We start from the raw sequence: 25,932 nt of genomic DNA on the forward strand, positions 1-25,932 counted from the left end.
AAATAGAGAAAAATGAGCTAACAGCTACCAGCAAGATTAATATCAAGAGGTTCTCAAACATGGTCATAGCAATACACCAATAGAAGTAAAGAAAAGCGTCTGGCGAGCAGCAGCGCAGACTACCATTATGTATGCTATTTCGAATTAGCTAAATAGTTGTTTTGCTTAACTAGGGGGCTAGCTCCCAAAAGAGAATAAATATCAGCTAACTCTTCGATAATTTTTTAAAACTTAAGGAGCGATAACAGCACTGCGTGCTTTGTTGCCTCACAGAGCCATTTTTATGCTAACTAAAAATTTGATACTGCTTAGCGGCTACTTATTGCTTTTTTTAAGTCAAAGTGTGGCGGCTAATCACTTAGAATACTGGTCATTGCAGGAGTACTTAACCTTGCACCCCGAGCAACAGGCATTATCGAAAGCCTTTGCTAAACGCGTTAGGCAAGAGGTACAGCCTTCAACTAAGAAGCTAGCTAAGCCATTGCGTATTGCTCTATTAACGCCAGATCAACAAGTATCTGACTATTGGAGCCGTAACCAACAAAGCCTAAGCAAACGCCTAACCGAGCTGGGTGTGAGCTTTAGCTTACAAAACTATTCATCTTTACCCGCTACCCACACCCGTGAGCAAGAGCAGTTACTAGCAAACGCTCTGCAAAGTGATCCCGATTATTTGATACTCACTCTTAACACGGCGCGAGAAGCGATCTTACTGGATAAATTGCTTACCCGAGATAAACCCAAAATAATAGTTATGAATATTACTACGCCATTAAAGCATCTCGGCGCTAAGCAGCCTTTCTTTTATGTAGGCTTTGATCATGAGCAAGGCACACAACTGCTGCAAAGAAAAATGAAAGAAATGACCGGTGGCCAAGCGAACTACTTAATGCTTTATGGAACTCGAGGCTATATTAGCCGAGTAAGAGGCGACTCTTTTATCCAACTTAACCAAAAAGAAGATAATATAAGCTTAAGCCAAGCCTTTTACACAGACGTAAAGCCTGAAAAAACAAAACAGGCGATATTTGAAGCGCTCACTGCTAAACCAAATATTAACCTTATTTATGCTTGTACCACAGATATAGCACTGGCAGCTGCAAAAGCACTTAAGGCTATGGGTAAACAAGAGAACACTATTATAAATGGCTGGGGAGGCGGTAGCGATGAGCTAGCAGCGCTAGTCGCAGGAGAGTTAGATCTTACCGTGATGCGGATGAATGACGATAATGGCATAGCCATTGCCGAAGCCATAATGCTTGATCAGTTAGGAAAAAAAGAGGCGGTGCCACAAGTTTATAATGGCGACTTTGTCCTTATCGACCAACATACTTCACCTGCCGCACTGGAGCGTTTTAAAAGCCATGCCTTTCGCTACTCAAACTAATTACCAGCGCCAGCGAGCCAAGTTAAAGCTGAGCTTAGTTATCTTATTACCGATATTATTCGCTCTCGCTTTTATAATGTTATTTTTAGCATGGCAAAGCACTCACAGCGTGATGAAAAGTAGTATTGATTATCAGCTACAAGAAACACAAAACAACGCCCAAAGCCGCCTAGAAAGCTATCTCAGTGGCTTAGATAACTTATTGTCTAGCCTAGCTGAAAATCCTAAGCTGGCTAATTATATTATTGAAGATAAGCGCCAAGACGCTAAAGCAATGTTAAGCAATACCTTAGAACATAACTATGGCGAATACTTAGATTTACTAGTTCTTAGCCGCCAAGGTAAATACTGGGCTAACATGAGCTCCCCTTTATATCTACTGGGTTCAGACTTAAATTCCACGATTGGCGATATTTCTTATTTTAATAAATGGTCGAGTGTTAATTTAACGCCTGATCCTAATGCACTTACCGCCATTATCCAGCGCTATCCCATCTTATCTAGTCACACCGGTATGGTAGTAGGAAGTGTTTTTGGCGGATTAATATTAAACGATAACTTAACGCTGTTAAGCTTACTAGGAAAAGACACGTCAGATAAAAGTTTACAACTTTTACTTGACGACCATCCCGTAGGACCGATTTTTAAAGAAGAAAAGCTAGATAGTAACTTAATTAATAAAATAATAACGAGCAAACAAACTAAAGGAAAAATAGAAGGCCACTACTTTAGTCGTAAACCTTTAAGCTTTGGTAATGATAAGCAGCGATTACAATTATTAGTTGTAGCCGATAGATCTTTATCACATTTATATACTTATACCTATCTTTACCACTTTTTATTACTGATGGTATTATTACTATTAGTATTAGCCACCTTATTATTAGCTAAATACAAAAAATAAAAAGTTAAGCATTTATTTTATTAAAAGCGTTATTCGACCGTGACTGATTTAGCAAGATTTCTAGGCTGATCCACATCCGTGCCTTTTATCAAAGCGACATAATAAGACAATAACTGCAGCGGCAGCGTATAGACAATAGGTGCGATAGCTGCCGGCACATGGGGCACTGGAAGCACCTGCATATTGGCGGCACTATTAAAGTCAGCGGCTCGGTCGGCAAACACATATAAGATGCCGCCTCGGGCGCGCACTTCTTCGATGTTAGATTTCAGCTTTTCTAATAAATCATTATCAGGCGCTATTACGATAATGGGCATCTCGGCGTCGATCAGCGCCAGCGGCCCGTGTTTTAGCTCGCCGGCGGCATAAGCTTCGGCATGAATATAGGAGATTTCTTTTAGCTTAAGTGCACCTTCCATGGCGATAGGGTATTGCTCGCCACGGCCCAAAAATAAACTGTGCTGTTTTTCGACAAAATCTTCCGCGAGCATTTCTATCTGATCCGCCAAGCCCAAAGTTTCGGCCAAATGGCCGGGCAGGGCGCGCAGCGCCTGTAGCAGTTCTAATTCAGTCTCGGCGCTCATGGTATTACGACAACGCCCCATAGCCATCACTAACATCAGTAAAGCCGCTAATTGAGTAGTAAACGCCTTAGTAGATGCCACGCCAATTTCGGCACCGGCGCGAGTCATAAAGGCGAGCTCTGATTCGCGCACCAACGAGGAGCTGGCCACATTACAAATAGCCAAGCTGCTCATAAAACCAAGCTCTTTGGCTAAGCGCAAGGCCGCGAGCGTATCGGCGGTTTCGCCACTTTGCGAAAGAGTAATAATCAAACTATTCGGCCGCATCACTGACTTGCGATAGCGAAATTCGGAAGCGATGTCGATATCACAAGCCACACCCGCCAGTGCCTCAAACCAATAACGCGCCACCATGCCTGCATGATAAGAGGTGCCACAAGCAATCAGCTGGATATGTTCAACTTTTTCAAAAATGCCGCGCGCGCTATTACCGAAGGCTTCTACCACTACGCCGCTATCGGTAAGGCGACCCTCTAAAGTGTCGGTAATGGCCTTGGGCTGCTGGTGAATTTCTTTCAGCATATGATGGCGATATTCACCTTTATCACCGGCATCATGCATAACATCAGACTGCAGTTCGCTACGCTCGACGCTCACCCCTTGCGCATCAAAGACACGCACCTCACGGCGGGTCACTTCAGCCACATCACCTTCTTCTAGATACAAGAAGCGGCGGGTCACTGGTAGTAGCGCCAGCTGATCCGAGGCAATAAAGTTTTCACCTACTCCTAAGCCAATCACTAGCGGTGAGCCAGAGCGGGCCACCACCAATAGCTCAGGATCTCTCGCATCCATAACCACGGTACCATAGGCGCCGCGCAGCGCTTTCAGCGTGGCTTGTACGGCGCTAAGTAAAGAGTCGGTGTGCTGGCGGTGATAATGCACTAAGTGAGCAATCACTTCGGTGTCGGTATCTGAGCTAAAGTGATAGCCCTTGGCTTGCATCTCTGAACGTAGACGTTCGTAATTTTCGATAATGCCGTTATGTACTACTACTATGTCGTCCGACACATGGGGATGAGCATTACGCTGGGAGGGTTCACCATGGGTAGCCCAGCGAGTATGAGCAATGCCAGTGCCACCGCTTAGCGGTTGAGCGGCTAGCGCATCCGCCAAGGCTTGGACCTTACCTAGCTCACGCAACCTATGTAACTGGCCTTCGCCGTTAACAATAGCTACCCCGGCCGAGTCATAGCCGCGATATTCGAGGCGCCGTAAACCTTCAATCAATATTTCTGCTACATCTCGCTGGGCTACAGCGCCGACTATGCCACACATGACTATCCCCTAAAAAATTAATTGCATGCTTTATATAATGAAATCCAGTGGCAGGGTTGCTACCCATTACTGACATAATTATAGGGTTGAGCAATAACGATAAGGTGGCGGTATCGCTAGGGTAAGCAAGCCAGAGTGATAATGAAGTGGAGCGTGAGACATAAAGTGCGAATATGTCGAATGGAAAGAAAATTTTACCAGAGTAAAAGAAAAGCGCGCAAGGAAAATGTGCGCACAATAGCAAAGGGAAACGGTAAGGAATGAGGTAGAAAATAGGGCGATTGGGAGGTTAATCCTCTCGCCTTACCTCTCATCCCTCACCACCAATTAATACTATTTTTTAGTAGGGCGTGGCCAGTTTTTAATGTGGCGCTGCGCCACACGTGTGATTACCAGCTCATCGGCGGCAACGTCTTTGGTCACCGTAGAGCCAGCCCCTAAGGTGGCATTTTTACCGATGCGCACCGGTGCTACTAACTGGGTATCGGAGCCGACGAATACGCCATCTTCGATGATAGTTTGAAACTTATTTACGCCATCGTAGTTACAGGTAATGGTACCGGCACCAATATTTACGCCCGCGCCAATCTCGGCGTCACCTAAGTAGCTTAAATGGCCGGCCTTGGAGCCGTTGCCTAACCGCGCTTTTTTTATTTCTACAAAATTTCCTACATGAGTATCGTCGCCCAATATCGCACCTGGGCGCAGGCGGGCGAAGGGGCCGGCGGAGCTGGCGCTACCGAGCTGGGCTTGCTCAATAATAGAGTAGGGCTTAACGATGGCGTCATCCTTAATCACGCAGTCTTTAAGGATGGCACCGGCGCCTAGGTGCACGCGATTACCTAAGGTGACCTTACCTTCGATGATCACGTTCACATCGATAGTCACTTCTTCGCCGACGGTGAGCTCGCCGCGCAAGTCAAAACGGGCTGGATCCAATAGGGTAACGCCTTCACGCATCAAGCGCTCGGCCTGCATCTTCTGATAGGCGCGCTCCAAACCGGCCAATTGCAATCGATCGTTGGCGCCTTCTACTTCGGCAGTGGAGGCAGGATGCACGGTGGCAATCTCGCAACCATCAGCATGGGCCATGGCGAAGATGTCGGTCAGGTAGTATTCACCTTGAGCATTATTGTTATTTAAGGCGCTCAACCAGCGCTTCAGTAAACCCGCTTCGGCCACCAGCACGCCGGTATTTACTTCATTAATCAGTAGTTGTTCGGCGTTGGCATCTTTTTGCTCGACTATGCCTACTACCTTGCCGTTATCGCGCACTATACGACCATAACCGGTGGGATTATCTAGCTTAACCGTCAGCAAGCCTACGCCGCCCTTTGGTTTGGCGGCCAGTAAGGCCTTTAGGGTATCTGGCTGTAATAGCGGCGTATCACCATATAAAACCAAGACATCATCAGTGTCATGGATGTCGGGTAGCGCTACCGCTACCGCATGACCGGTACCCAGTTGTTCCTGTTGATGAACCCAGCTTACATTGGCATCGGTAATGCGCGCTTTAAGTTGCTCGGCGCCGTGGCCATATACTAAATGAATACCGTCTACTGCACAGGCATGTGCCGCCGCTAGCACATGGCTGACCATGGGCTTAGCCGCAATAGGGTGCAGCACCTTAGGTAAAGAAGAACGCATGCGAGTGCCTTTACCCGCCGCTAGAATTACAGCCTGTGTCGTCATGAGAATGAATTACCTTATGTGAGACGTAAGTAGTAAGGAGTGAGGAGTAAATACATAACCGGCTTCTCTCTCACGCTTCACTCCTCACATCTCACTTTATATTAAATTATAAAAAAAAAGCGACCCTAAGGCCGCTTTTTTAGGCGCAAATAAACTGCACCTTATCTTTTTAGCAACTGCAACACGCGCAGTTTTGCCACAGCGCGAGCCAAATCGGCGGCCGCTTCGGCATAATCCACATCTTTTGCGGAGCTATGCAACTTAGCTTCTGCCGCGCGTTTAGCTTCCTCGGCCTTGGCTTTATCCAAGTCTTGGGCGCGAATAGCAGTGTCAGCTAAAACCTTAACACTGCTGTTCTGCACTTCTAGCATACCGCCAGAAATATACAGAACTTCTTGTTGACCAGACTCAGTAACATATTGCACTAAGCCTGGACGAATCGAGGTCAACAAGGGGGCATGTCCATAACGGATCCCCAATTCACCCTCAGAGCCGGAAACTGTCACCGCTTGCACAATGCCAGAGAACAAACGCTCTTCGGCACTAACAATGTCGAGATGAAAGCGAAAATTGCTCATCAGGTTCTCCTTCGCGGCTTACAGTTTCTTGGCTTTCTCGACGGCTTCGTCGATTGAACCAACCATGTAGAACGCCTGCTCTGGCAGCGAGTCGTAATCACCGTCTAAGATACCTTTAAAACCACTAATGGTATCTTTCAGTGACACGTACTTGCCCGGAGCACCGGTAAATACTTCTGCCACGAAGAAAGGCTGAGACAGGAAACGCTCAATTTTACGGGCGCGAGATACGGTTTGCTTGTCGTCTTCTGACAGCTCATCCATACCCAAGATGGCGATGATGTCTTTCAGCTCTTTATAGCGCTGTAATACAGTCTGTACGCCACGAGCAACAGTATAGTGCTCTTCACCTACTACCTGCGGGTCCAGCTGACGGCTGGTTGAGTCCAATGGATCAACGGCAGGGTAAATACCCAAAGCAGCAATCTGGCGGCTCAATACTACAGTTGCATCTAAGTGAGCAAAGGTAGTAGCAGGTGATGGATCCGTTAAGTCATCCGCAGGTACGTATACCGCTTGTACTGACGTAATAGAACCCGTCTTAGTAGAGGTAATACGCTCTTGCAAAATCCCCATCTCTTCAGCCAGTGTTGGCTGATAACCTACTGCTGAAGGCATACGGCCCAGCAGTGCAGATACTTCAGTACCGGCCAAGGTATAGCGATAGATGTTATCGACGAAGAACAGTACGTCACGGCCTTCATCACGGAATTTTTCCGCCATGGTCAAACCGGTCAGTGCTACACGCAAACGGTTTCCTGGTGGCTCGTTCATCTGGCCGTACACTAACGATACTTTATCGATAACGTTAGAGTCGGTCATTTCGTGGTAGAAGTCGTTACCTTCACGAGTACGCTCACCTACACCGGCAAACACAGAGAAACCACTGTGCTCAATCGCGATGTTACGGATAAGCTCCATCATGTTTACGGTTTTACCAACACCGGCACCACCGAACAGACCGACTTTACCGCCTTTAGCAAACGGACAAACTAAGTCGATAACCTTGATGCCAGTCTCGAGCAACTCAGAGCTGTTTGACTGCTCTTCGTAGCTAGGCGCAGAACGGTGGATAGACCAACGCTCTTCTTCGCCAATCGGACCTTTCTCATCGATAGGGTTACCCAGCACGTCCATAATACGACCCAAAGTCTGAGTACCGACCGGTACTTCGATTGGGTTGTTGGTGCGCTCGATTTCTAAACCACGGCGTAAACCGTCGGAAGAACCCATGACGATACAACGTACAACGCCACCGCCGATTTGCTGCTGCACTTCCAGAACGATGCCCTGGCTTTGGCCTTCAGTCGTGATCTTCAGCGCTTCATACACGCGAGGAACCGCATCTTGCGGAAATTCCACGTCTACTACGGCGCCGATGATTTGGACTATGATACCCTTACTCATGTCAAATCCTCTAAACCTTTGAATACCCTTGCCTTATACGGCACCGGCACCAGCCACTATCTCGCTCAGCTCTTGGGTAATCGCCGCCTGACGGGCTTTGTTATACACCAATTGCAATTCGTCGATTAAGTCACCGGCGTTATCGGTGGCGGCTTTCATTGCCACCATGCGTGCAGCCTGCTCACTGGCGAGGTTTTCTACCACACCTTGATACACTTGTGCTTCCACAAAGCGTACCAGTAGCTTATCTAACAGCACTTTAGGACTTGGTTCGTATATGTAGTCCCAGCTGTGGCTGGCCACGTTTTCTTCCGCTGCGGGTAAGGGCAACAGTTGATCGATTGTGGGTGCCTGTATCATGGTGTTTTCAAACTTGTTGTACACCAAAAACAGTCTATCTATCTCACCCGAGTTGTACGCCTCAAGCATGACGGTGACAGAGCCAATTAACTCGCTAAGGGATGGGTTATCACCCAAGCCACTCTTTGAGGCAATGACTTTGCCGCCGTAGCGGTTAAAGAAACTCACCGCTTTACCGCCGATCAAGCCTAGATCAATGTCTACGCCTTTATCGGACCATGCTTTCATGTCGGTCATGGCTTTTTTGAACAAGTTAATGTTCAAACCACCACATAGGCCACGGTCGGTTGAGATAATAATAAACCCAACGCGCTTAACCTCACGGTCTTCCATATAGGGGTGCTTGTATTCCAAGTTCCCTTGCGCGACGTTACCGATCACCTTGCGTATGGTTTCAGCGTATGGGCGGCTGTGGTCCATTCTCTCTTGCGCTCTGCGCATTTTAGAGGCGGCCACCATCTCCATAGCGCTGGTGATCTTTTGAGTGTTTTTAACACTCCCGATCTTGCTACGTATTTCTTTTGCGCCGGCCATGTCGCTTCTCCAATTCAGGTGGCAGCAAACGCTGCCACATGGTTACCAGGACTGGGTAGCTTTAAAGCTATCCAGCAACGCAGATAGCTGAGCCACAACATCTTTGTTGTAGTCGGCTTTCTGGTTGATGTCTGCCATGGTGGCAGCATGTTCTGAACTGGCATAAGCGAGCAGGGCAGCTTCAAACGTAGTGATTTGGCTTAACTCAACATCGTCTAAATAGCCGTTTTCAGCAGCAAACAAGACTAAACCTTGCTCAGCAACTGACATAGGACGGTACTGCTTTTGCTTCATCAACTCAGTTACTTTCTGGCCGTGATCCAGCTGCTTGCGCGTAGCGGCATCTAGGTCAGAAGAGAATTGAGCAAAGGCGGCCAGTTCACGATACTGAGCCAAAGCAGTACGAATACCACCTGAAACCTTTTTGATAAGCTTAGTTTGAGCCGCACCACCTACTCGAGATACAGAGATACCTGGGTCAACTGCCGGGCGAATGCCGGAGTTAAACAGCTCTGTAGTCAAGAAAATCTGACCATCAGTAATCGAGATTACGTTGGTCGGTACAAACGCCGATACGTCACCCGCTTGAGTTTCAATGATAGGCAACGCGGTCAAAGAACCGGTTTTACCTGTCACTTCACCCTTAGTGAAGCGCTCTACATACTCAACCGATACGCGAGAGGCACGCTCAAGCAAACGGGAGTGCAAGTAGAAAACGTCACCCGGATAAGCTTCACGACCTGGCGGACGACGTAACAGCAAAGAAATCTGACGATAAGCAACGGCTTGTTTAGACAAGTCATCGTATACGATCAGCGCATCTTCACCGCGGTCGCGGAAGAATTCACCCATGGCGCAACCAGAGTAAGGCGCCAAGTACTGCAGTGCTGCAGACTCAGAAGCAGAAGCCACTACTACGATAGTGTTGGCCAGTGCGCCATGCTCTTCTAACTTGCGAACTACGTTAGAGATAGTGGACGCTTTTTGGCCGATAGCCACGTACACACACTTAACGCCGGAGTCTTTTTGGTTGATGATGGCATCAACGGCTAAGGCAGTTTTACCTACCTGACGGTCACCGATGATCAGCTCACGCTGACCACGACCTACAGGGATCATGGCATCAACGGCTTTATAACCAGTTTGCAGTGGCTCATCTACCGATTGACGGTCGATAACACCTGGTGCAATCATTTCTACTGGTGAAAAAGTATCGGCAACAATGGCGCCTTTACCGTCGATGGGCTCACCCAAGGTGTTAACCACACGACCCAATAGATTACGACCTACTGGAACTTCCAGAATACGGCCGGTAGAGCGTACTTTCATGCCTTCGGCTAGATCCGTATAAGGACCCATTACCACGGCACCGACGGAGTCACGCTCTAAGTTCAATGCCAAGGCGTACAAACCACCTGGCAATTCGATCATTTCACCTTGCATGATATCAGCAAGGCCGTGAACACGGATAATACCGTCACTTACAGAGACGATAGTACCTTCGTTTCGTGCTTCACTGACAACGTTGAATTGCTCGATACGCTGTTTAATCAGCTCGGCAATTTCAGTTGAATTCAGTTGCATGCTCTATTCCCCAATCAAGATTGCAGCGTTTCAGCCAAGCGGGACAGCCTGCCCCGAACACTTCCGTCGATAACCAAGTCACCAGCTTTAATAATAATGCCAGCCATAAGTGCTTTATCGACACTGCAATTCAGCTTCACTTTGCGATCTAAGCGCTTTTCAAGTGAGGCCTGAATCTTGGCCATTTGTTGCTTAGTCAGTTTGGCAGCAGACACCACTTCGGCTTCTACTTCCCGGTCTAACTCTGCCTTTAAGGAGGCAAATTCTAAGACCACTGCAGGCAACACACTCAAGCGTCCGTTTACGGCCATTACCTTTATTAGGTTTTGGCCTTGCTCATCGAGCTGATCGCCACAGACAGCCAAAAATAAGTCGGCCATCTTTTCCGCGTTCAGATTGCTATTGATAAGGTCTTCTACTTGCGGATCGCTTGCTACTTGCGCAGCAAAACCCAGCATAGTTAACCATTTATCAACCGCTTTTTTCTCAACGGCAAAATCGAAAGCTGCTTTGGCATAGGGGCGAGCAATGGTAATCATGTCCATAGCTCTCTATCCCTTACAGTTCAGCTACTACTTTCTCAACAATGTCGCTATTAGCAGCGGCATCAATTTGACGCTCGAGGATTCTTTCTGCACCTACCAAGGCAAGAGCAGCAACCTGCTTGCGCAGTTCCTCTTTGACACGATTGCGTTCGGCTTCAACTTCAGCGTGAGCCTGTGTCAATATTTTCTCACGTTCAGCTTGTGCTTCACGTGTAGCATCCTCGACGATCTGAGCTTTGCGCTTATTAGCCAACTCAACAATTTGAGCAGACTGCAGCTTAGCTTCTTTCAGCTGTTCGGTTGCATGATCTTGCGCCAGAGCCAAATCTTTCTTGGCACGCTCCGCTGAAGATAATCCTTCGGCGATTTCTTTCTGACGAGCTTCGATAGCACCCATAAGCGGGGGCCATACATACTTCATACAAAACCAAACGAAGACTATAAAGGCGACCGTTTGACCGAGGATTGTTGCGTTCATATTCATCGCAACTCTCCTTTAAAATAGTTAACAGACTGATTGATCAAGCGTGGCATTAAGCAGCAACGGCGAAAATCAGATACAAAGCCATACCTACAGTGATCATTGGGATAGCATCAACCAGACCTACAACGATAAAGAAGTTAGTACGCAGAGCAGGCAACATGTCAGGCTGGCGAGCAGCACTTTCCATGAACTTACCACCCAGCATAGAAATACCGATAGATGCAGCGATTGCGGCGAAGCCCAGCATAACGGCGGCGGCGATGTAGATAATTTCCATTTTTATTCTCCAATTATTAGCGGTTTAAACGACTGCTTGTTAAAGTATTGTTATCTTTGTTATTAATGCTCTTCAGACGCCATTGATAAGTAAACAACGGTTAAGATCATGAAGATGAAAGCCTGCAAGGTGATTATCAGGATATGGAAAATCGCCCAAGGCACATTAAGGGCCCATTGAGACCACCATGGCAACAGACCTGCGATTAAGATGAAAATCATCTCACCCGCATACATGTTACCGAACAGTCGTAAACCTAGTGAGATAGGCTTAGCGACCAGTGATACAGTCTCAAGCACCAAGTTAACAGGGATCATTGACCAGTGATTTAGTGGTTGCAGTGTCAGCTCTTTAACAAAGCCAGACACGCCTTTCTCTCTGATACTAAAAATAATTATCAAAAAGAACACACCAATCGCCATGGACATGGTGATGTTAACATCGGCGGAAGGAACAACCCTCAGGTAAGGAACACCGAGCAATTGTGCGCCGTAAGGTAGTAAGTCGACGGGTAGTAAGTCCATTAAGTTCATCAAAAATACCCAAACAAAAATGGTTAGCGCCAACGGAGCCACTAACTTATTTTTTGCATGGAAGACGTCTTTAACGGCACCATCTACAAAGCCTACTAACAGCTCAACTGCACATTGCAACTTGCCTGGCACACCACTGGTTGCACGAGTAGCAACCTTGTGGAATAGCCACAAGAACAGCATTCCCAGGACAACGGAAACAAGCAAAGAATCGATATTTAACGCCCAAAAACCCGAACCAACCTGTAAATGAGTCAGGTGGTGTGAGATATAACCTTGGGAAGTTAAGACATCTCCTGTTGCAGCCATGTGTTTTCCTAGTAACGGTTGTTGAGAGTGAACGAAACAATCCACTGCATCAGCAATGCTGTGATGTAAGCCATAAACAGAGGTGCATGAAGCACATCCATAAATTTGAGCGCTACCGTGAACAACAAGATAGTGCTGCCAAACTTAATCCCAGCCCCGCTGTAAAAGTCCGCCAGTACGCTATTTGGCGTCGTATGCTTGGCTTTAAAAGCAAACACTCGCACGCTAAACAAACATTGGGGAACCCAGTAGATTCCGCCCCCCATAAGGGCAGAACGAGCAGCGGCCTCACCCTGTAAATAAAAGAACAGGGTGGCTACGGCCACTACCAGAAGTAATTGGCAACACAAACTCACCAGCGCCACTTGCTTGTCGCTCAGGTGCTGACTCATTTGGCTCACAAACACTCCTGATACAGTTAGGGGCTAACTGCCTACACCGAGGTGTTTCAGTTAAGCCCCAAAAAAGCAGGTCAAATTATACCCGTGCTTGGTATAAATGCAATTGCAGTAAGCGCCTTATTTTACTAGCTTTACTGGCCGTATTTAGCCATTACTCATGGATGTTAACTGTTTGTTTACATCCATTAACTTATACGTCTGGCTCGTCATTTATTCCGAAGAAATGGCTGATTTTATCCAACTCATTCAATGAGTTATAAGAGATAACCAGCTTACCTTGGTCCTTATTAGTGGACTTAATTTCTACCTTTGCACCTAGTTTGAGCCCTATTTCTTGTTCAAGTTGGCTCATTAACAAGGATCTAGGCTGAACAATCGGCTCTTTTTTCGGGTTTTGACTTTGTTTAACTAAGCGCTCAGTTTCGCGAACGGTGAGACCTTTTTGCGCAACTAAGCGTGCTAATTCAGTTTGCAGCTCGCCACTAATGCCTAACAAAGCGCGGGCATGGCCCATTTCTAGGGAGCCATGTTCAACTAATTGCTTCACTTCGTCATTCAATTGCGCCAAGCGCAGCAAGTTAGAAACTGCACTACGACTCTTACCTACGGCCTCTGCTACTGATAAGTGAGTAAAGCCAAATTCTTCAATTAAACGCGATAAAGCACGAGACTCTTCAATCACGTTTAAGTCCTCGCGCTGAATGTTCTCAATCAGGCCAATCGCCATGGCCTCTTGGTCTGCCACCTCTTTTACCAGACAAGGCACATGACTAAGGCCGGCAATACGCGCGGCTCGCCAGCGCCGCTCACCGGCTAATATTTCATAACCACCTTGCGTAATAGGGCGCACAATAATGGGCTGAATAATGCCTTGTTGGCGGATGGAAGTAGCCAATTCTTCGAGTGCGACCTGCGACATATCTCGGCGTGGCTGGTACTTACCTGGACGCAACTGGTTGAGGCTTAAGTTTTGTAACTGATCGTTAGCGCCAAGCTCAGAGTGGGTATCGGCGTGCTGTTGGCGCACATTGGCAGCCGAACTGGTGCTGAGCAACGCATCTAAGCCTTTGCCCAAACCGCGTCGTTTCATATTCATACTAATTGTTCCGAAGTTTCACTAGAGTCTGCAGAAAGTTCTTCACGGCGCAAAATTTCTCCGGCTAAGGCGAGGTAAGCCTTAGCGCCTAATGAAGATTTATCGTAATACATGGCTGGTTGGCCAAAGCTGGGCGCTTCGGCAAGGCGCACATTGCGCGGGATCACGGTGCGATACACTTTATCGCCAAAATGAGATTTTAGTTGGTCTGATACATCACTCGATAAGCGATTACGGTGATCGTACATGGTGCGTAAAATGCCCTCGATTTTTAAGTCCGGATTCACCACCGCCGCTAGTTTACTGATAGTGTCCACTAGGGCAGTTAATCCCTCCAGTGCAAAATATTCACACTGCATCGGCACTAACACCGAGTCAGCAGCAGACATGGCATTCACGGTAAGCAAGTTCAGAGAAGGCGGGCAATCAATAAAAATATAATCGTAGTAATCACGAACGCCAGAGAGCGCCGTACGCAAGCGAACTTCTCTGGCAAACACTTCCATTAGCTTAATTTCGGCGGCCGTTACATCACCATTACCGGCAATTAAGTCATAACCGCCGCTAGTTTCACGCTCGACTACCTGCTCAAAGGGCAGCTCATCGACGAGTAATTCATAGGCGGTATTGAGCACTTGGTATTTATCGATACCGCTGGCCATGGTGGCGTTACCTTGCGGATCCAGATCTATCACCAATACCTTGCGCTTGGTTGCAGCCATGGAGGCTGCCAAGTTCACACAGGTCGTAGTTTTACCCACGCCCCCTTTTTGGTTGGCAATGGCGATGACTTTTCCCACCGAACACCTCTATTAGCTGGCACAAGACGGCTATGTCTTATGCGAATAAGTTTTGCAAGATAGATCTTAATACAGCATGTACGTGACTATGTCAGCCTAAGCGCTGGCTTAGCACCACCAAATGGCGCTCGCCTTCTTGCTCAGGCACGATTAAGGGGTAAACCTTATCTAAGGTCAAGTGCTCAGGCAATACTTGTAATTCCGACTCAGGATATTGGCCTTTCAATGCTAGGAAGCGCCCCTTTGCACTGAGCAAATGCGCGCACCAGCTTACCATGTCATCTAAAGAAGCAAAGGCTCGGCTTAGCACACCATCAAACTTTTGTTCAGGCTGATAGGCCTCAACGCGACTTTCTACGGCGCTTACGTTGGTCAGTCCAAGATGATGAATGACCATGCGAATAAAGCGAATCCGCTTGCCAAGACTATCGAGCAGCACAAATTCCTTATCGGGATTAATAATGGCTAAGGGCAACCCCGGCAAACCAGGGCCCGTACCCACATCGATAAAACGTTGTCCTTCTAGGTAGGGACTGACAACTAGGCTATCGACAATATGACGACCCACCATGGCGTTTGGCTCGCGCACCGAAGTTAAATTAAAGGCTTTATTCCATTTATCGAGCAAGGTAACCAAGGTCACTAACTGGTCGCGCTGGTGCTCGTTTACATCTAGCTCGGTGTCAGCCAATAAGCGATTTAGAGTCGATACAAGTTGTTGTTTCATGTCAGCTGTTATTTATCCTAAATAGGCCGGCGTATTATGCTGACTTTCGCAGCAAACCTCGTTTTTTAAGGTGAACTAATAAAATCGAAATCGCCGCCGGCGTTACCCCAGGCGTACGCGAAGCAATCCCTAAGGTTTCAGGCTTAGCTAAATTTAACTTCACTATCACTTCACTAGAAAGCCCAGGCACTTCTTGATAATCCAAGTCTAATGGCAAATGAGTGTGTTCATTGCGCAAATGCTTTTCTATTTCGCTTTTTTGGCGCTCAATGTAACCGGCGTATTTAACTTGAATTTCAACTTGTTCTGCTGCTTGTTGATTGCTCACCCCAGGCCCTATGCCTTCGACTTGCATCAAAGTTTTATAATCCATCTCTGGGCGGCGTAAAACTTCTTCTAAGGTGTGCTCTTTGCTAAGGGGTGTTTTTAACAATTCGTTTAAATTGGCGGCCGAACTGTGTAAAGGATTGACCCAATTACTACGCAGGCGCTGCGTTTCGCTAGTGATCTGCTCCATTTTTTCACAAAACAATGCCCAACGATGATCATCGACTAAGCCCAGCTCACGCCCGGCTTCGGTTAAGCGCACATCGGCGTTGTCTTCTCGAAGCAATAAACGATATTCGGCACGACTAGTAAACATGCGATAAGGCTCTTTAGTACCGAGTGTGGAGAGATCGTCCATCATCACGCCCATGTAAGCTTGATCACGACGTGCCGACCAAGACTCTTTACCAAAGGCGCGCAAGGTGGCATTAAGGCCAGCTAACAGCCCTTGAGCCGCTGCTTCTTCGTAGCCGGTGGTGCCATTGATTTGTCCGGCAAAAAATAAGTTATGTAAGCACTTATTTTCCATGTTTATTTTTAAATCCCGAGGATCGAAGTAATCGTATTCAATGGCATAACCGGGGCGCATGATATGGGCATTTTCAAAGCCTTTGATGGATCGCACAATTTGTAGCTGTACATCAAAGGGCAGGCTAGTTGAAATACCATTGGGGTAAAGCTCGGTACTGGTTAGCCCCTCAGGTTCAACAAAAATCTGGTGCGAGGTTTTATCAGCAAAGCGCATGATCTTATCTTCGATTGAGGGGCAATAGCGCGGGCCTATACCTTCAATCACACCCGCATACATGGGGCTACGATCTAAGTTTTTACGGATAACATCATGGGTTTTTTCATTGGTATGGGTGATGTAACAAGGAATTTGTCGGGGCTGATCGTCACGGCTACCGATAAAAGAAAATACGGGAGTAGGGTTATCACCGGGCTGAGTTTGCATCACCGAAAAATCGACGCTATTGGCATCAATGCGGGGTGGAGTACCGGTTTTAAGCCTATCAATTCGCAGTGGTAACTCACGTAAGCGTTGTGCTAACGCGACCGAAGGCGGATCGCCTGCTCGGCCACCTTTGTAATGATCCATACCGATATGAATCAAGCCATTGAGGAAAGTGCCTACGGTTAATACCACTGTCTTAGCTCTAAAGCGCAAACCCGTTTGAGTGATGACGCCAACTACGGTATCTCCTTCCAAGATCAAATCATCACAGGCTTGTTGGAAGATCTTTAAATTGGGCTGATTTTCTAAACGAGTGCGAACAGCTTGGCGATAGAGTTGGCGATCCGCTTGAGCACGAGTGGCTCTTACCGCAGGTCCTTTAGAGGCATTGAGGGTGCGAAATTGAATGCCGGCGTTATCGGCAGCCATAGCCATGATCCCGCCTAAGGCGTCGATCTCTTTAACTAAATGGCCTTTGCCGATACCACCAATGGCGGGATTACATGACATCTGGCCCAAGGTATCAATGTTATGGGTCAATAAGAGGGTATTTGCCCCCATACGAGCGGCAGCAGCAGCAGCTTCGGTACCAGCATGGCCACCGCCAACCACGATGACATCAAACAATTCTTCATAGTGCATAACAAATACTCTTGAAACAACAGATGTAAGGATCCCGAAGGGTGATCATTTTAGCTGTTTTCCGAGCGAGATGGAAATGCGATCGAGAGGATCTTTGCTGTGCTTAATAGATCTTAGATCTCTAGAGATCTCTTCTGTTATGACTACTACTAAGGATCGACTTATCTGTGAGTAAGCCATTTTTGATCATAAAGATCATAAACTTAAGTGCGATCCATAGCTGTGTACAACCTTTAGTTAGATCCCCTTGGACCCGTGGGTAACTAGCCTAGTTATGCACAGGGCAGGGTAGTGAAATATTTAGTTAAGAGGATAACTATAGGTTTAACACCGGATCTAACCGTAGTTATTCACATACTAATACATGCTGTACGTAAATAGTAAGAGATAACTTGGGGAGAGATCTGTTGATAACTTGGTGGAAGAAATTATTTGCAGCCAGGGATCTGCGGGTGTTGAGATCCCCTTTTCTTAGCTAGGTTTATGATCTATTGCTGAGCGAGCCACCGATCGAGCCAAGTTTTAGCGATCACTTCGGGGGGATCCGCCCGGCTAACGTCTATCTTTAACGGATCGGCTAAGCGCTTAGCGCCTAATTTATTAAGCTGAAGATCCAATGTAACTATGGCTTGGCAGAAATCTTCGTAACTGGTGTCTCCTAATCCTATCGCCAAATAGGATACAGCGCTTAAGTCAGGTGCTTGCTTTAGTAAGTCATTATAAAAGGGTTGAATATTTTCCGGCAGATCGCCAGCGCCATGGGTAGAACAGATCAATAATAGAAGAGGACTGGGCTTGATCAAGATGTGATCAACTTGGGGAGAAGTGTGAATAACTGGGTGATAACTATTTGCTTGTAAGATCTCAGCTATCTCTTCAGCAAGATCTTCGGCTGCGCCTAACGTGGAGCCCACCAAGAGCGTGATCGGTTTCATAATGCGCCTTATTAATAAAAAGTGCCGATTTTACCACCATCACCATAAATAGTCGGTGTAAGATAGAACTTGGCCAGTCGACTTTAGTCTTATAACTGGCTTAGCCAAGGTGGTAAAAGCGGAATTATGGAGTGTTTTATGAAAAAAATTTCAAAAAATTCCGCTTTAAATACCTCCTCGGCATTGACCGAAAAGCCCATCCATATTCCAATAGCTGCGGGTCTCAACCAGCAATGGTCTCCTGAACAAAATGGTAGTAAAAATAACAAGGAAAATATTGTGACGTATATTCATAACACCATCACCAAACTCAAAAAGACCAGCCCAGCGCAAGCTGAGTTTTATCAGGCGGTAGAGGAGGTGCTGGAGTCGTTACAGCCCATCCTTGAAACTAACGAAGAGTACCAGCTTAACTCCATTATTGAACGCATGGTTGAGCCTGAGCGCCAAATTATGTTTCGCGTGCCTTGGGTTGATGACCAAGGAAAAGTTCAGGTAAATAAAGGGTATCGCATTGAATTTAACTCAGCTTTAGGTCCCTATAAAGGCGGGTTGCGCTTTCACCCTAGTGTAAATGCCAGCATCATTAAGTTTTTGGGCTTTGAACAGATTTTTAAAAATGCGCTTACCGGCTTGCCTATTGGCGGCGGTAAAGGTGGGGCTAACTTTGATCCTAAAGGGAAGTCAGACGGCGAAATTATGCGCTTTTGCCAATCTTTTATGAATGAACTATATCGCCACATTGGTCCTACCACAGACGTTCCTGCCGGCGATATAGGGGTAGGTGCCCGTGAAATTGGTTATATGTTTGGTCAATATAAGCGCTTAACCGGTCATTTTGATGGGGTATTTACCGGCAAAAGTTTATTGTGGGGCGGTTCGTTGGCGCGCAAAGAAGCGACCGGTTATGGCTGTGTGTACTTTGCTCAATACATGTTAGAAGACAAAGGCGAGAGCCTAGCGGGTAAACGTTGCTTAGTGTCAGGCGCGGGTAACGTGGCCATCTATACCATAGAAAAGCTGTACCAAATGGGGGCTACGCCTATTAGTTGTTCAGACTCTAGTGGAACCATATATCACGACTCGGGTGTTAATTTAGATACTTTAAAAGATCTAAAAGAAGTGCGCAAAGTACGATTAAATGAATATTTAACTGCTCACCCTGAAGCCAAATTTATCCCTATTGCCGATTACCCTGAAAACGGCAATGCGGTTTGGCACTTAGAAGGCGCACAGTTAGCTTTTCCGTGTGCGACCCAAAACGAGTTAAATGAAGTAGATGCTAAAGCGCTGGTGGCTAATGGCTGTATTGGCATTTCTGAGGGAGCTAATATGCCCTCTACTCAAGAAGCGGTAGAAGTCTTTTTAGATGCGCACATTTACTATGGCCCTGGTAAAGCGGCCAATGCTGGTGGCGTGGCTACCAGCCAATTAGAAATGGCACAAAACGCCAGTATGCAGCGCTGGAGCTTTGAAGAAGTCGATGAAAAGCTAAAAGTCATTATGAAAAATATTTATGTTAACGCCAGTGAAACTGCCGCCGAATTTGGTGAGCCCAATAATCTGGTGTTGGGTGCTAACATTGCCGGCTTTAGAAAAGTGGCCGACGCCATGATAGAGCAGGGTGTGGTTTAAAAAGCGGTACGTTATAGCTGTACGCCATACGTTAAAGAGCGTGCTCTTGCAGGCGAACGCTGGCTCTTTCATTTCGCCGAAGGCGGAACGGGTTAAAATATAAGAGCTAAATCGAGATCCTGACATGCACCAGGATGATGGCAATAAAAAAGCCCCGAGCCTAAAGGTTCGGGGCTTTTATTTGATTGGTGTGGAATATGTGAGTGGTTTATTCAATTGGTTATTAACGATCAGCGTATAGCGTTGTTCACGCTTATTTAACAGCTGCCGTTACGGCTATCTCCACTAGCAGTTCATTGCGTGCCATGGCACCTTCTACACAAGTGCGAGCGGGGGCATGGCCCTCTGGTACCCAAGCATCCCACACGGCATTCATTGCCGCAAAATCGTTCATAGTTTTTAGAAAGATAGTCACCGACAATAGATGCTCGCGACTAGAGCCGGCTTCTAACAACAGTGCGTCTACTTTATCTAACATAGTCGCGGTTTGATCACTAATGTCGGTGGTGGCATCTTTAGGAACTTGGCCACTTAAATAAACAACTCCGTTATGTTTCACAATGCGGCTCATACGCTCGCTAATGTGTAGACGTTCAATAGTCATTATGACTCCGGTTAATGAATTAACAGTTGCAGCGCAAGCGGTAAAGGGCAAATCGACGACTCAATCCGAGTTCTTAATAACTTCACTCTTTCTCTTTCACGCCGCACAATATAGCCAAACCTTACCTGCTGAGCGTGGCAAGTAAACCTTTAATTTTAAAAAGGATAGAAATAGTATGGCGGCGGTCACTCAACTTAACCTTTATCCCTTAAAGTCGGCAGCCGGCATTAGCGTAGAGCAGGCCTTTGTTTTTGATGAAGGGTTATTAGGTGATCGCCGCTTTATGGTGGCTAAACTTAATGGTGGCTTTATTAGTGCCCGTACGCATCCTCAACTACAACGCATTCATGTTAGCTGGGTGGCAGGGGGCCTTGATTTAAATACCAAAGGCTTAACCTTAAACGTTCGTTATACCGAGTTTTTAAAACGCCCCATGATGGCGACAGTTTGGGAAGATACCTTTAGCGCTTTTAGTACTCATCCTAGCTACGATGCTTGGTTTAGTGCGCTATTAGATGAGCCAGTACAACTACTCTGGCTAGGTGAAACCTCGGGCCGCTATCGAACCCAGCTTAATACGTCGGTCAGTTTTGCCGACGGTTATCCACTGTTACTTATTTCCACAGCTTCCTTAGCCGATGTTAATTTGCGTGCCGATGCTCAATTAGCGATGTCGCAATTTAGACCTAATATTGTGGTCTCTGCACAGCGCGCTTTTGAAGAAGATGGCTGGCAACGTATTCGTATTGGTGAAGTAGAGTTTGTAGTAGCTAAACCTTGTAGCCGCTGTGTCATGACCACAATTATCCCTGGTACTGAACAGTTTCATCAATTGAAAGAGCCGCTTGCTACCTTAGTTCGTTATCGTCGTGGTGAGGATGGGGAAGTGTATTTTGGCCAAAACTTAATAGCCCTTAACTCAGGCACTATTCAGCGTAACGATCCGGTGGAAGTGTTGGAGTATGCCAGCGCGCCTATTTACACCGATTTGGCGCCTAAGCGTCGCGAGCTCATTTGTGTTGCTCGAGAGGCGCTCACACCAGATATTGAAACCTACTGGTTTAAAGCTCGCGATAATAAGGCGCTAGCGAGCTACCTGGCGGGGCAACATTTACCCATAGCACTTGATATTAATGGGCAACGTTACCTGCGCTATTACAGTTTAAGTTCCAGTCCCACTCGACCTGAGTATTATGCTATTAGTGTGAAACGCCGCGCTCAAGGGGTGGTGTCTAACTGGTTAGCCGAGCATTTTAAACCTGGTCACTTTTTACTGGCTCATGACCCTAGTGGTGATTTTACGCTCCAACCTGCTCATCGCTATTTATTTATCTCTGCCGGCTCAGGAGTGACCCCTTTGCTGTCTATGGTGCGCGCGCTGGCCGATTTATCCCAGTTAAGCGATGTGTATTTTCTGCATGTCTGTAAAACGGCGGCAGATATTCCTGCGCCTGATGAGTTGGCTAAGTTAGCTGGACAAAATAGCGGCCTTAAAATTCAGTTTATTTTAAGCCAAGGTGAAAAAGGCGAGGGCAGTCGTCTAGATTTGGCTCACTTAGCGGCTATTACCGAGTTAGCACAACGGCAAACCTACTTGTGTGGCCCCGCCGGTTTTATGCAACAAGCTCGCGCTTGGTTGCTAGCATTGGGGCTGCCAAGTGGTCTTTTGCATCAAGAGTATTTTGCTAGTCCTCAGGTTTCAGATGTTCCACGTGAAACACAAACATTGACCATTGATATAAATGGCCATCGTTTTACAGGGAATAACCAAGTGGACTTGCTTACGCAGGCAGAGCAACAAGGACTAACTTTACCTTGGTCTTGCCGAGCGGGAATATGCGGTAGCTGTAAACAACAGTTAATCAGTGGTGAAGTTGAGCAACCGCCAGCACCGGCATTAACTTCTGCAGAGCAAGCTGCCGGTAAAGTTTTAGCCTGCTGCTGTGTGCCGCTAACAGATGTGACGTTATTGTAAGTTAGCTTACATCGACGCTACGTTTTGCTTTACGTAGCGCATATGGCTTAGGGCCTAGCGCGGCTTTGGGATACTTCATCTACTAGGTAAAGAATCGACTCGTAGTTAATTCCACTATGATGGCTTAAGCCTAACTCACAGGTGCGGCTATTACTAAAGCCGCGACTACAACTCTGCGGTACTTGAGCCTTAAGACTCGCCAGTGCACAGGCATTAAGCTCTGGTACCGTAAACCCTTTATCACCCGCAAAACCACAACAGCTAATATGCTCCGGCACTATCACCTTGGTTGCGCAGCGCTGGGCGAGCTGTAACATTTTTTCACTGAGCCCCAAGCGCTGACTGCTACAAGTAATGTGCAACATGACAGTTTCATCGAGCGGGTTAAGTGATAGCTTAGCTAACGCTTTATCTAAAATAAACTCCACCGGCTCATAAACCATAAGTGCTTGCTTATCGGTATGCTTAAGGCTGTCAATGCTTAATTTAGCACAGGGGCTAGTATCCATTAATACCGGCCAGCGGCCTTGCTCACTGACGTGCCAAAGATGATTAATAAGCTCTTGGTTTTTAGTTACATATTGTTGGTTAAGGCCTTTGCTGTGATAGGGCATGCCACAACATAACCTGCTTAAGTCGGCAGGAATAATAACTTCAAAGCCGGCTTTAGCTAATACGGACAGCGTTACCTCAGTTAACGGGCGCGGGTCTTGAGCTTGAGGTGATTGCCCTAATACACGGCTCGCGCAAGAGGGAAAATAAATGACCTTAGCTACTGACTTTTCTGGGCTGCTTAATTTGGGTTGGAGTGGCTGGTCTTTTATAAAATCCGATGCACCGCTACTGTAGCTCGGTGATTTATCGTGCTTGGCTAAGCCGTGGCTTGGTTCAAGGCGATGAGCATTTGCGGACGGAAGTTGAGGAAACCACATCGGTACCTTATTAGCCGTAACTTTACGTAGGGTGTTATTGATCTTACTTACTGCAGAGGTGCCTAATAGTGTGCGCGCGCCGTCTAAAGTAGTTAAGCCCAATCTTATGGTTTTGCTAGTACCGGCAAAGTGGTTCGCCGTCCAACGTGCAATAGGTGCAAATTTTTGATAGCGAGAAGAGCGCAGTTTGCGCATCATTTCACCGGTATTAATTCCTACCGGACATCGTTGCTCACACAGGCCAGTGGCTGCGCAAGTAGCGATACCTTGATATTCAAATACTTGCTTGAGGGTATCTGTATGCGATTCGTTATTTGCCTGTCGTCTTTGGAGTTCTCTATATAAGACGATGCGCTGGCGCGGTGTTAAGCTTAAATTTTTAGAAGGGCACACTGCTTCACAAAAACCACACTCAATGCATTTATCAATTAAGGGATCTGCCGCTGGTAAAGGTTTTAAGTGTTTAAGGTGAGCTTGAGCATCGTTGTTCACGATAACGCCTGGGTTTAAAATACCTTGCGGATCAAAGAGCGCTTTAATTTGTTGCACTAATTGGTAACCGTCTTTTCCCCATTCTAATTCCACAAAGGGCGCCATATTACGACCCGTACCGTGCTCGGCCTTTAGGGAGCCTTGATACTCAACCGCCACCAGTTGCGTAACGGCTGCCATAAATTGACCATAGCGCTGGCGCTCTGCTTCGCTGTCAAAACCCTGAGTAAACACAAAGTGTAAATTTCCAGCTAGCGCATGACCAAAGATAATGGCCTCGTCATAACCAAACTGTTCAAATAGCGCAGTAAGCTTGCGCACGGCAGCGGCTAAATGTTCCACGTGAAACGCTACATCTTCAATGACCACTGTGGTGCCTGTGTCACGTACCGCACCCACCGCCGGAAACATGCCTTTTCTCATGGCCCATAAATTAGCGCACAGCACCGCATCATGAGTAAAAGGGACTTCTTCAATTTTATTAAAGTCGGCCACTGCTGCCATAGCTTGTTGGCATTTTTGCTCAAGTTCATTTACATCTGCACCATGCACTTCTATTAATAAGGCGGCTGCTTCCAAGTCTAGGGCATGAATAAAACTTGGCATGCCTGTTAAGTGGGCGATAGAAGCTAGCGCTCGGCCATCCATTAACTCAACTGCTGACACCTCAGTCTTAGCCAGCTCGGTTACTGCTAAGCAGGTATCTTCTATATTGGCATATACCCATAAACAGGAAGCTTTATAAGGATGATCAGGGACGGTGTGGTAGCTAATATCATTAATAAAACCGAGTGTACCTTCAGAGCCAATCATTAAATGGCTTAACATATCGAAAGGATCACTAAAATCTACCAGGGCATTGAGGCTATAGCCGGTAGTATTTTTTAAGCGATATTTGTGACGAATACGCTCTTCTAACGCCGGCTGGTGTTTAATCTGTTGTTGAAGCTTAACTAAGCCTTGTAGAAGTTGCGGTTGTCGCTTAGCGAATTTAAGTTTACTTAATTCATTACGTGTATCGAGGTAGGTTCCGTCGGCCAACACTAAACTCATGCCCGCTAACGTACGATAAGAATTTTGCGCGGTACCACAACACATGCCCGACGCGTTGTTAGCCGCAATGCCACCAATTTTACAACTATTAATAGAAGCAGGATCGGGACCAATTTTACGATTAAAAGGCGCTAAGTATTTATTAGCGTCTGCTCCAATTACGCCAGGCTGTAAGGTAATGATTTCACCTAACTCAGATATCTCATAAGCACGCCAGTCATCCGTTAAAGTGATAAGTACCGAGTCGGAAATGGCTTGGCCAGATAAACTGGTGCCTGCAGCTCTAAAGGTACAGGCAATATTATGCTGGCTACAAAGCTCAAGGACGCGTATCACCTCTGCGGTATTGGCTAAGCGTAATACCATGCGCGGAATGAGCCGATAAAAACTCGCGTCTGTACCATAAGCAAGACACAGAGCAGGGTCGCGAATAACACGACTGCTAGGTAAAAAATCCGCTAGCTGGGTAAGCAATGCTTGATAATGAGAGTCCATTAACTGTCCTTGGTAAATGTGCCTAGCCATTAACTGCCCCTGTTACTTATAGCCAGTGTGCATTTTATAAGGTTAACATTATTAATACGTTAGGGCTGACCCGCATATTAATATAGCTAACTGCGAGGATGGCGCTAAGGAGTAGTGAGGATAAAAGAGAATAATGGGCCGCTCATTATTCGCTAAGCCAGCAGTAAAGAGGCTTAGGCAAGCACAATTAAGAGTGTAAGACCCAGCGTTTAGTTTATGGCAGTTACAAATAAGCAGTTTAGGTGAGCGACGACTGCCACAAGTTGGTAAAGTAGGGGGTATTTTCTCCCTTTAACCATATAGCCGTTGGCCTCTCCTTAAAATCAAGCGAGTGAACGAATGTATTCAGTCTTGCACGCTATATGGATATACAGCGT

Annotated in this window: 23 protein-coding genes (1 of these 23 cut by a window edge); 4 read left to right on the top strand and 19 right to left on the bottom strand. The window is 46.7% G+C overall.

The annotated features are described in order from the left end of the window. Positions 1-67, bottom strand: partial view of a hemolysin family protein gene (locus CBP12_RS10175; RefSeq protein ID WP_086964325.1) — the 5' portion only. It extends 1,250 nt beyond the left edge of the window; 67 of the gene's 1,317 nt are visible here — the first part of the coding sequence; the start codon lies at positions 65-67; the stop codon falls past the left edge of the window. Positions 68-283: 216 nt separating this feature from the next. Here CBP12_RS10175 and CBP12_RS10180 point away from each other — a divergent pair, with 216 nt between their 5' ends. Together CBP12_RS10180 and CBP12_RS10185 are read left to right on the top strand one after the other, a co-directional pair. Continuing rightward, positions 284-1,387, top strand: a complete 1,104-nt coding sequence (locus CBP12_RS10180) for a substrate-binding domain-containing protein (protein WP_086965526.1) — start codon at positions 284-286, stop codon at positions 1,385-1,387. Further along, positions 1,365-2,291 carry a LuxQ periplasmic sensor domain-containing protein gene (locus tag CBP12_RS10185; RefSeq protein WP_157420095.1) on the top strand — a complete coding sequence of 309 codons (927 nt, stop codon included), beginning with the start codon at positions 1,365-1,367 and terminating at the stop codon, positions 2,289-2,291. The genes CBP12_RS10180 and CBP12_RS10185 overlap by 23 nt, the downstream gene beginning before the upstream one ends. A 29-nt stretch (positions 2,292-2,320) precedes the next feature. Here the strand turns inward: CBP12_RS10185 and glmS are convergent, their stop codons facing one another. From glmS to CBP12_RS10265, 16 genes are all read right to left on the bottom strand, one after another. Further along, on the bottom strand, positions 2,321-4,153 hold the full coding sequence (glmS, locus tag CBP12_RS10190; RefSeq protein ID WP_086964327.1) for a glutamine--fructose-6-phosphate transaminase (isomerizing): 1,833 nt from the start codon (positions 4,151-4,153) through the stop codon (positions 2,321-2,323). 333 nt (positions 4,154-4,486) lie between these two features. Beyond that, entirely contained in the window at positions 4,487-5,845 is a 1,359-nt protein-coding gene (glmU, locus tag CBP12_RS10195; protein WP_086964328.1) for a bifunctional UDP-N-acetylglucosamine diphosphorylase/glucosamine-1-phosphate N-acetyltransferase GlmU, read from the bottom strand. A 161-nt stretch (positions 5,846-6,006) separates the two neighbouring features. Continuing rightward, positions 6,007-6,426: a F0F1 ATP synthase subunit epsilon gene (locus CBP12_RS10200; RefSeq protein WP_456299470.1), complete on the bottom strand. Its 420-nt coding sequence runs from the start codon at positions 6,424-6,426 to the stop codon at positions 6,007-6,009. Positions 6,427-6,441: 15 nt separating this feature from the next. Then, positions 6,442-7,830 (bottom strand): F0F1 ATP synthase subunit beta, encoded by a 1,389-nt coding sequence (gene atpD, locus CBP12_RS10205; protein ID WP_086964330.1) that lies wholly within the window; start codon positions 7,828-7,830, stop codon positions 6,442-6,444. Between the two features lie 33 nt (positions 7,831-7,863). Then, on the bottom strand, positions 7,864-8,724 hold the full coding sequence (gene atpG, locus CBP12_RS10210; protein WP_086964331.1) for a F0F1 ATP synthase subunit gamma: 861 nt from the start codon (positions 8,722-8,724) through the stop codon (positions 7,864-7,866). A gap of 42 nt (positions 8,725-8,766) precedes the next feature. Further along, positions 8,767-10,308, bottom strand: a complete 1,542-nt coding sequence (atpA, locus tag CBP12_RS10215) for a F0F1 ATP synthase subunit alpha (RefSeq protein WP_086964332.1) — start codon at positions 10,306-10,308, stop codon at positions 8,767-8,769. A 14-nt stretch (positions 10,309-10,322) separates the two neighbouring features. Then, positions 10,323-10,853, bottom strand: coding sequence for a F0F1 ATP synthase subunit delta (atpH, locus tag CBP12_RS10220; RefSeq protein ID WP_086964333.1), 531 nt, complete (start codon positions 10,851-10,853; stop codon positions 10,323-10,325). Between the two features lie 13 nt (positions 10,854-10,866). After that, the gene (atpF, locus tag CBP12_RS10225) at positions 10,867-11,337 is read right to left on the bottom strand and encodes a F0F1 ATP synthase subunit B (protein ID WP_086964334.1); all 471 of its coding nucleotides are present in this window, start codon (positions 11,335-11,337) and stop codon (positions 10,867-10,869) included. A 49-nt stretch (positions 11,338-11,386) separates the two neighbouring features. Next, a complete protein-coding gene (gene atpE / locus CBP12_RS10230) occupies positions 11,387-11,614 on the bottom strand; it encodes a F0F1 ATP synthase subunit C (RefSeq protein WP_086964335.1) in 228 nt (75 codons plus the stop codon). Between the two features lie 62 nt (positions 11,615-11,676). Further along, a complete protein-coding gene (gene atpB / locus CBP12_RS10235) occupies positions 11,677-12,456 on the bottom strand; it encodes a F0F1 ATP synthase subunit A (RefSeq protein WP_086964336.1) in 780 nt (259 codons plus the stop codon). Positions 12,457-12,464: 8 nt separating this feature from the next. Then, entirely contained in the window at positions 12,465-12,848 is a 384-nt protein-coding gene (locus CBP12_RS10240) for an ATP synthase subunit I (protein WP_198341908.1), read from the bottom strand. A 199-nt stretch (positions 12,849-13,047) separates the two neighbouring features. After that, the gene (locus tag CBP12_RS10245) at positions 13,048-13,953 is read right to left on the bottom strand and encodes a ParB/RepB/Spo0J family partition protein (protein WP_086964338.1); all 906 of its coding nucleotides are present in this window, start codon (positions 13,951-13,953) and stop codon (positions 13,048-13,050) included. Beyond that, positions 13,950-14,753 carry a ParA family protein gene (locus CBP12_RS10250; protein ID WP_086964339.1) on the bottom strand — a complete coding sequence of 268 codons (804 nt, stop codon included), beginning with the start codon at positions 14,751-14,753 and terminating at the stop codon, positions 13,950-13,952. Before CBP12_RS10250 ends, CBP12_RS10245 begins: the two co-directional genes overlap by 4 nt. A gap of 91 nt (positions 14,754-14,844) precedes the next feature. Next, complete coding sequence (gene rsmG, locus CBP12_RS10255) at positions 14,845-15,480, bottom strand: 16S rRNA (guanine(527)-N(7))-methyltransferase RsmG (RefSeq protein ID WP_086964340.1); 636 nt, start codon at positions 15,478-15,480, stop codon at positions 14,845-14,847. 34 nt (positions 15,481-15,514) lie between these two features. Then, positions 15,515-17,404: a tRNA uridine-5-carboxymethylaminomethyl(34) synthesis enzyme MnmG gene (gene mnmG, locus CBP12_RS10260; protein WP_086964341.1), complete on the bottom strand. Its 1,890-nt coding sequence runs from the start codon at positions 17,402-17,404 to the stop codon at positions 15,515-15,517. Positions 17,405-17,892: 488 nt separating this feature from the next. Then, positions 17,893-18,339 (bottom strand): flavodoxin domain-containing protein, encoded by a 447-nt coding sequence (locus tag CBP12_RS10265; RefSeq protein ID WP_086964342.1) that lies wholly within the window; start codon positions 18,337-18,339, stop codon positions 17,893-17,895. Between the two features lie 279 nt (positions 18,340-18,618). Between CBP12_RS10265 and gdhA the strand changes: the two genes are divergently transcribed. Beyond that, positions 18,619-19,974: an NADP-specific glutamate dehydrogenase gene (gene gdhA, locus CBP12_RS10270; RefSeq protein ID WP_086965528.1), complete on the top strand. Its 1,356-nt coding sequence runs from the start codon at positions 18,619-18,621 to the stop codon at positions 19,972-19,974. 253 nt (positions 19,975-20,227) lie between these two features. Here the strand turns inward: gdhA and CBP12_RS10275 are convergent, their stop codons facing one another. Next, positions 20,228-20,578, bottom strand: a complete 351-nt coding sequence (locus CBP12_RS10275) for a RidA family protein (protein ID WP_086964343.1) — start codon at positions 20,576-20,578, stop codon at positions 20,228-20,230. A gap of 175 nt (positions 20,579-20,753) precedes the next feature. Between CBP12_RS10275 and CBP12_RS10280 the strand changes: the two genes are divergently transcribed. Further along, positions 20,754-22,553 (top strand): hybrid-cluster NAD(P)-dependent oxidoreductase, encoded by a 1,800-nt coding sequence (locus tag CBP12_RS10280; protein WP_086964344.1) that lies wholly within the window; start codon positions 20,754-20,756, stop codon positions 22,551-22,553. 47 nt (positions 22,554-22,600) lie between these two features. Here CBP12_RS10280 and CBP12_RS10285 read toward each other — a convergent pair whose 3' ends face one another. Continuing rightward, positions 22,601-25,525: an FAD-binding and (Fe-S)-binding domain-containing protein gene (locus tag CBP12_RS10285; RefSeq protein WP_086964345.1), complete on the bottom strand. Its 2,925-nt coding sequence runs from the start codon at positions 25,523-25,525 to the stop codon at positions 22,601-22,603. Positions 25,526-25,932 lie beyond the last annotated feature (407 nt).

This window comes from Oceanisphaera avium (assembly GCF_002157875.1).
Classification (GTDB): domain Bacteria; phylum Pseudomonadota; class Gammaproteobacteria; order Enterobacterales; family Aeromonadaceae; genus Oceanimonas; species Oceanimonas avium.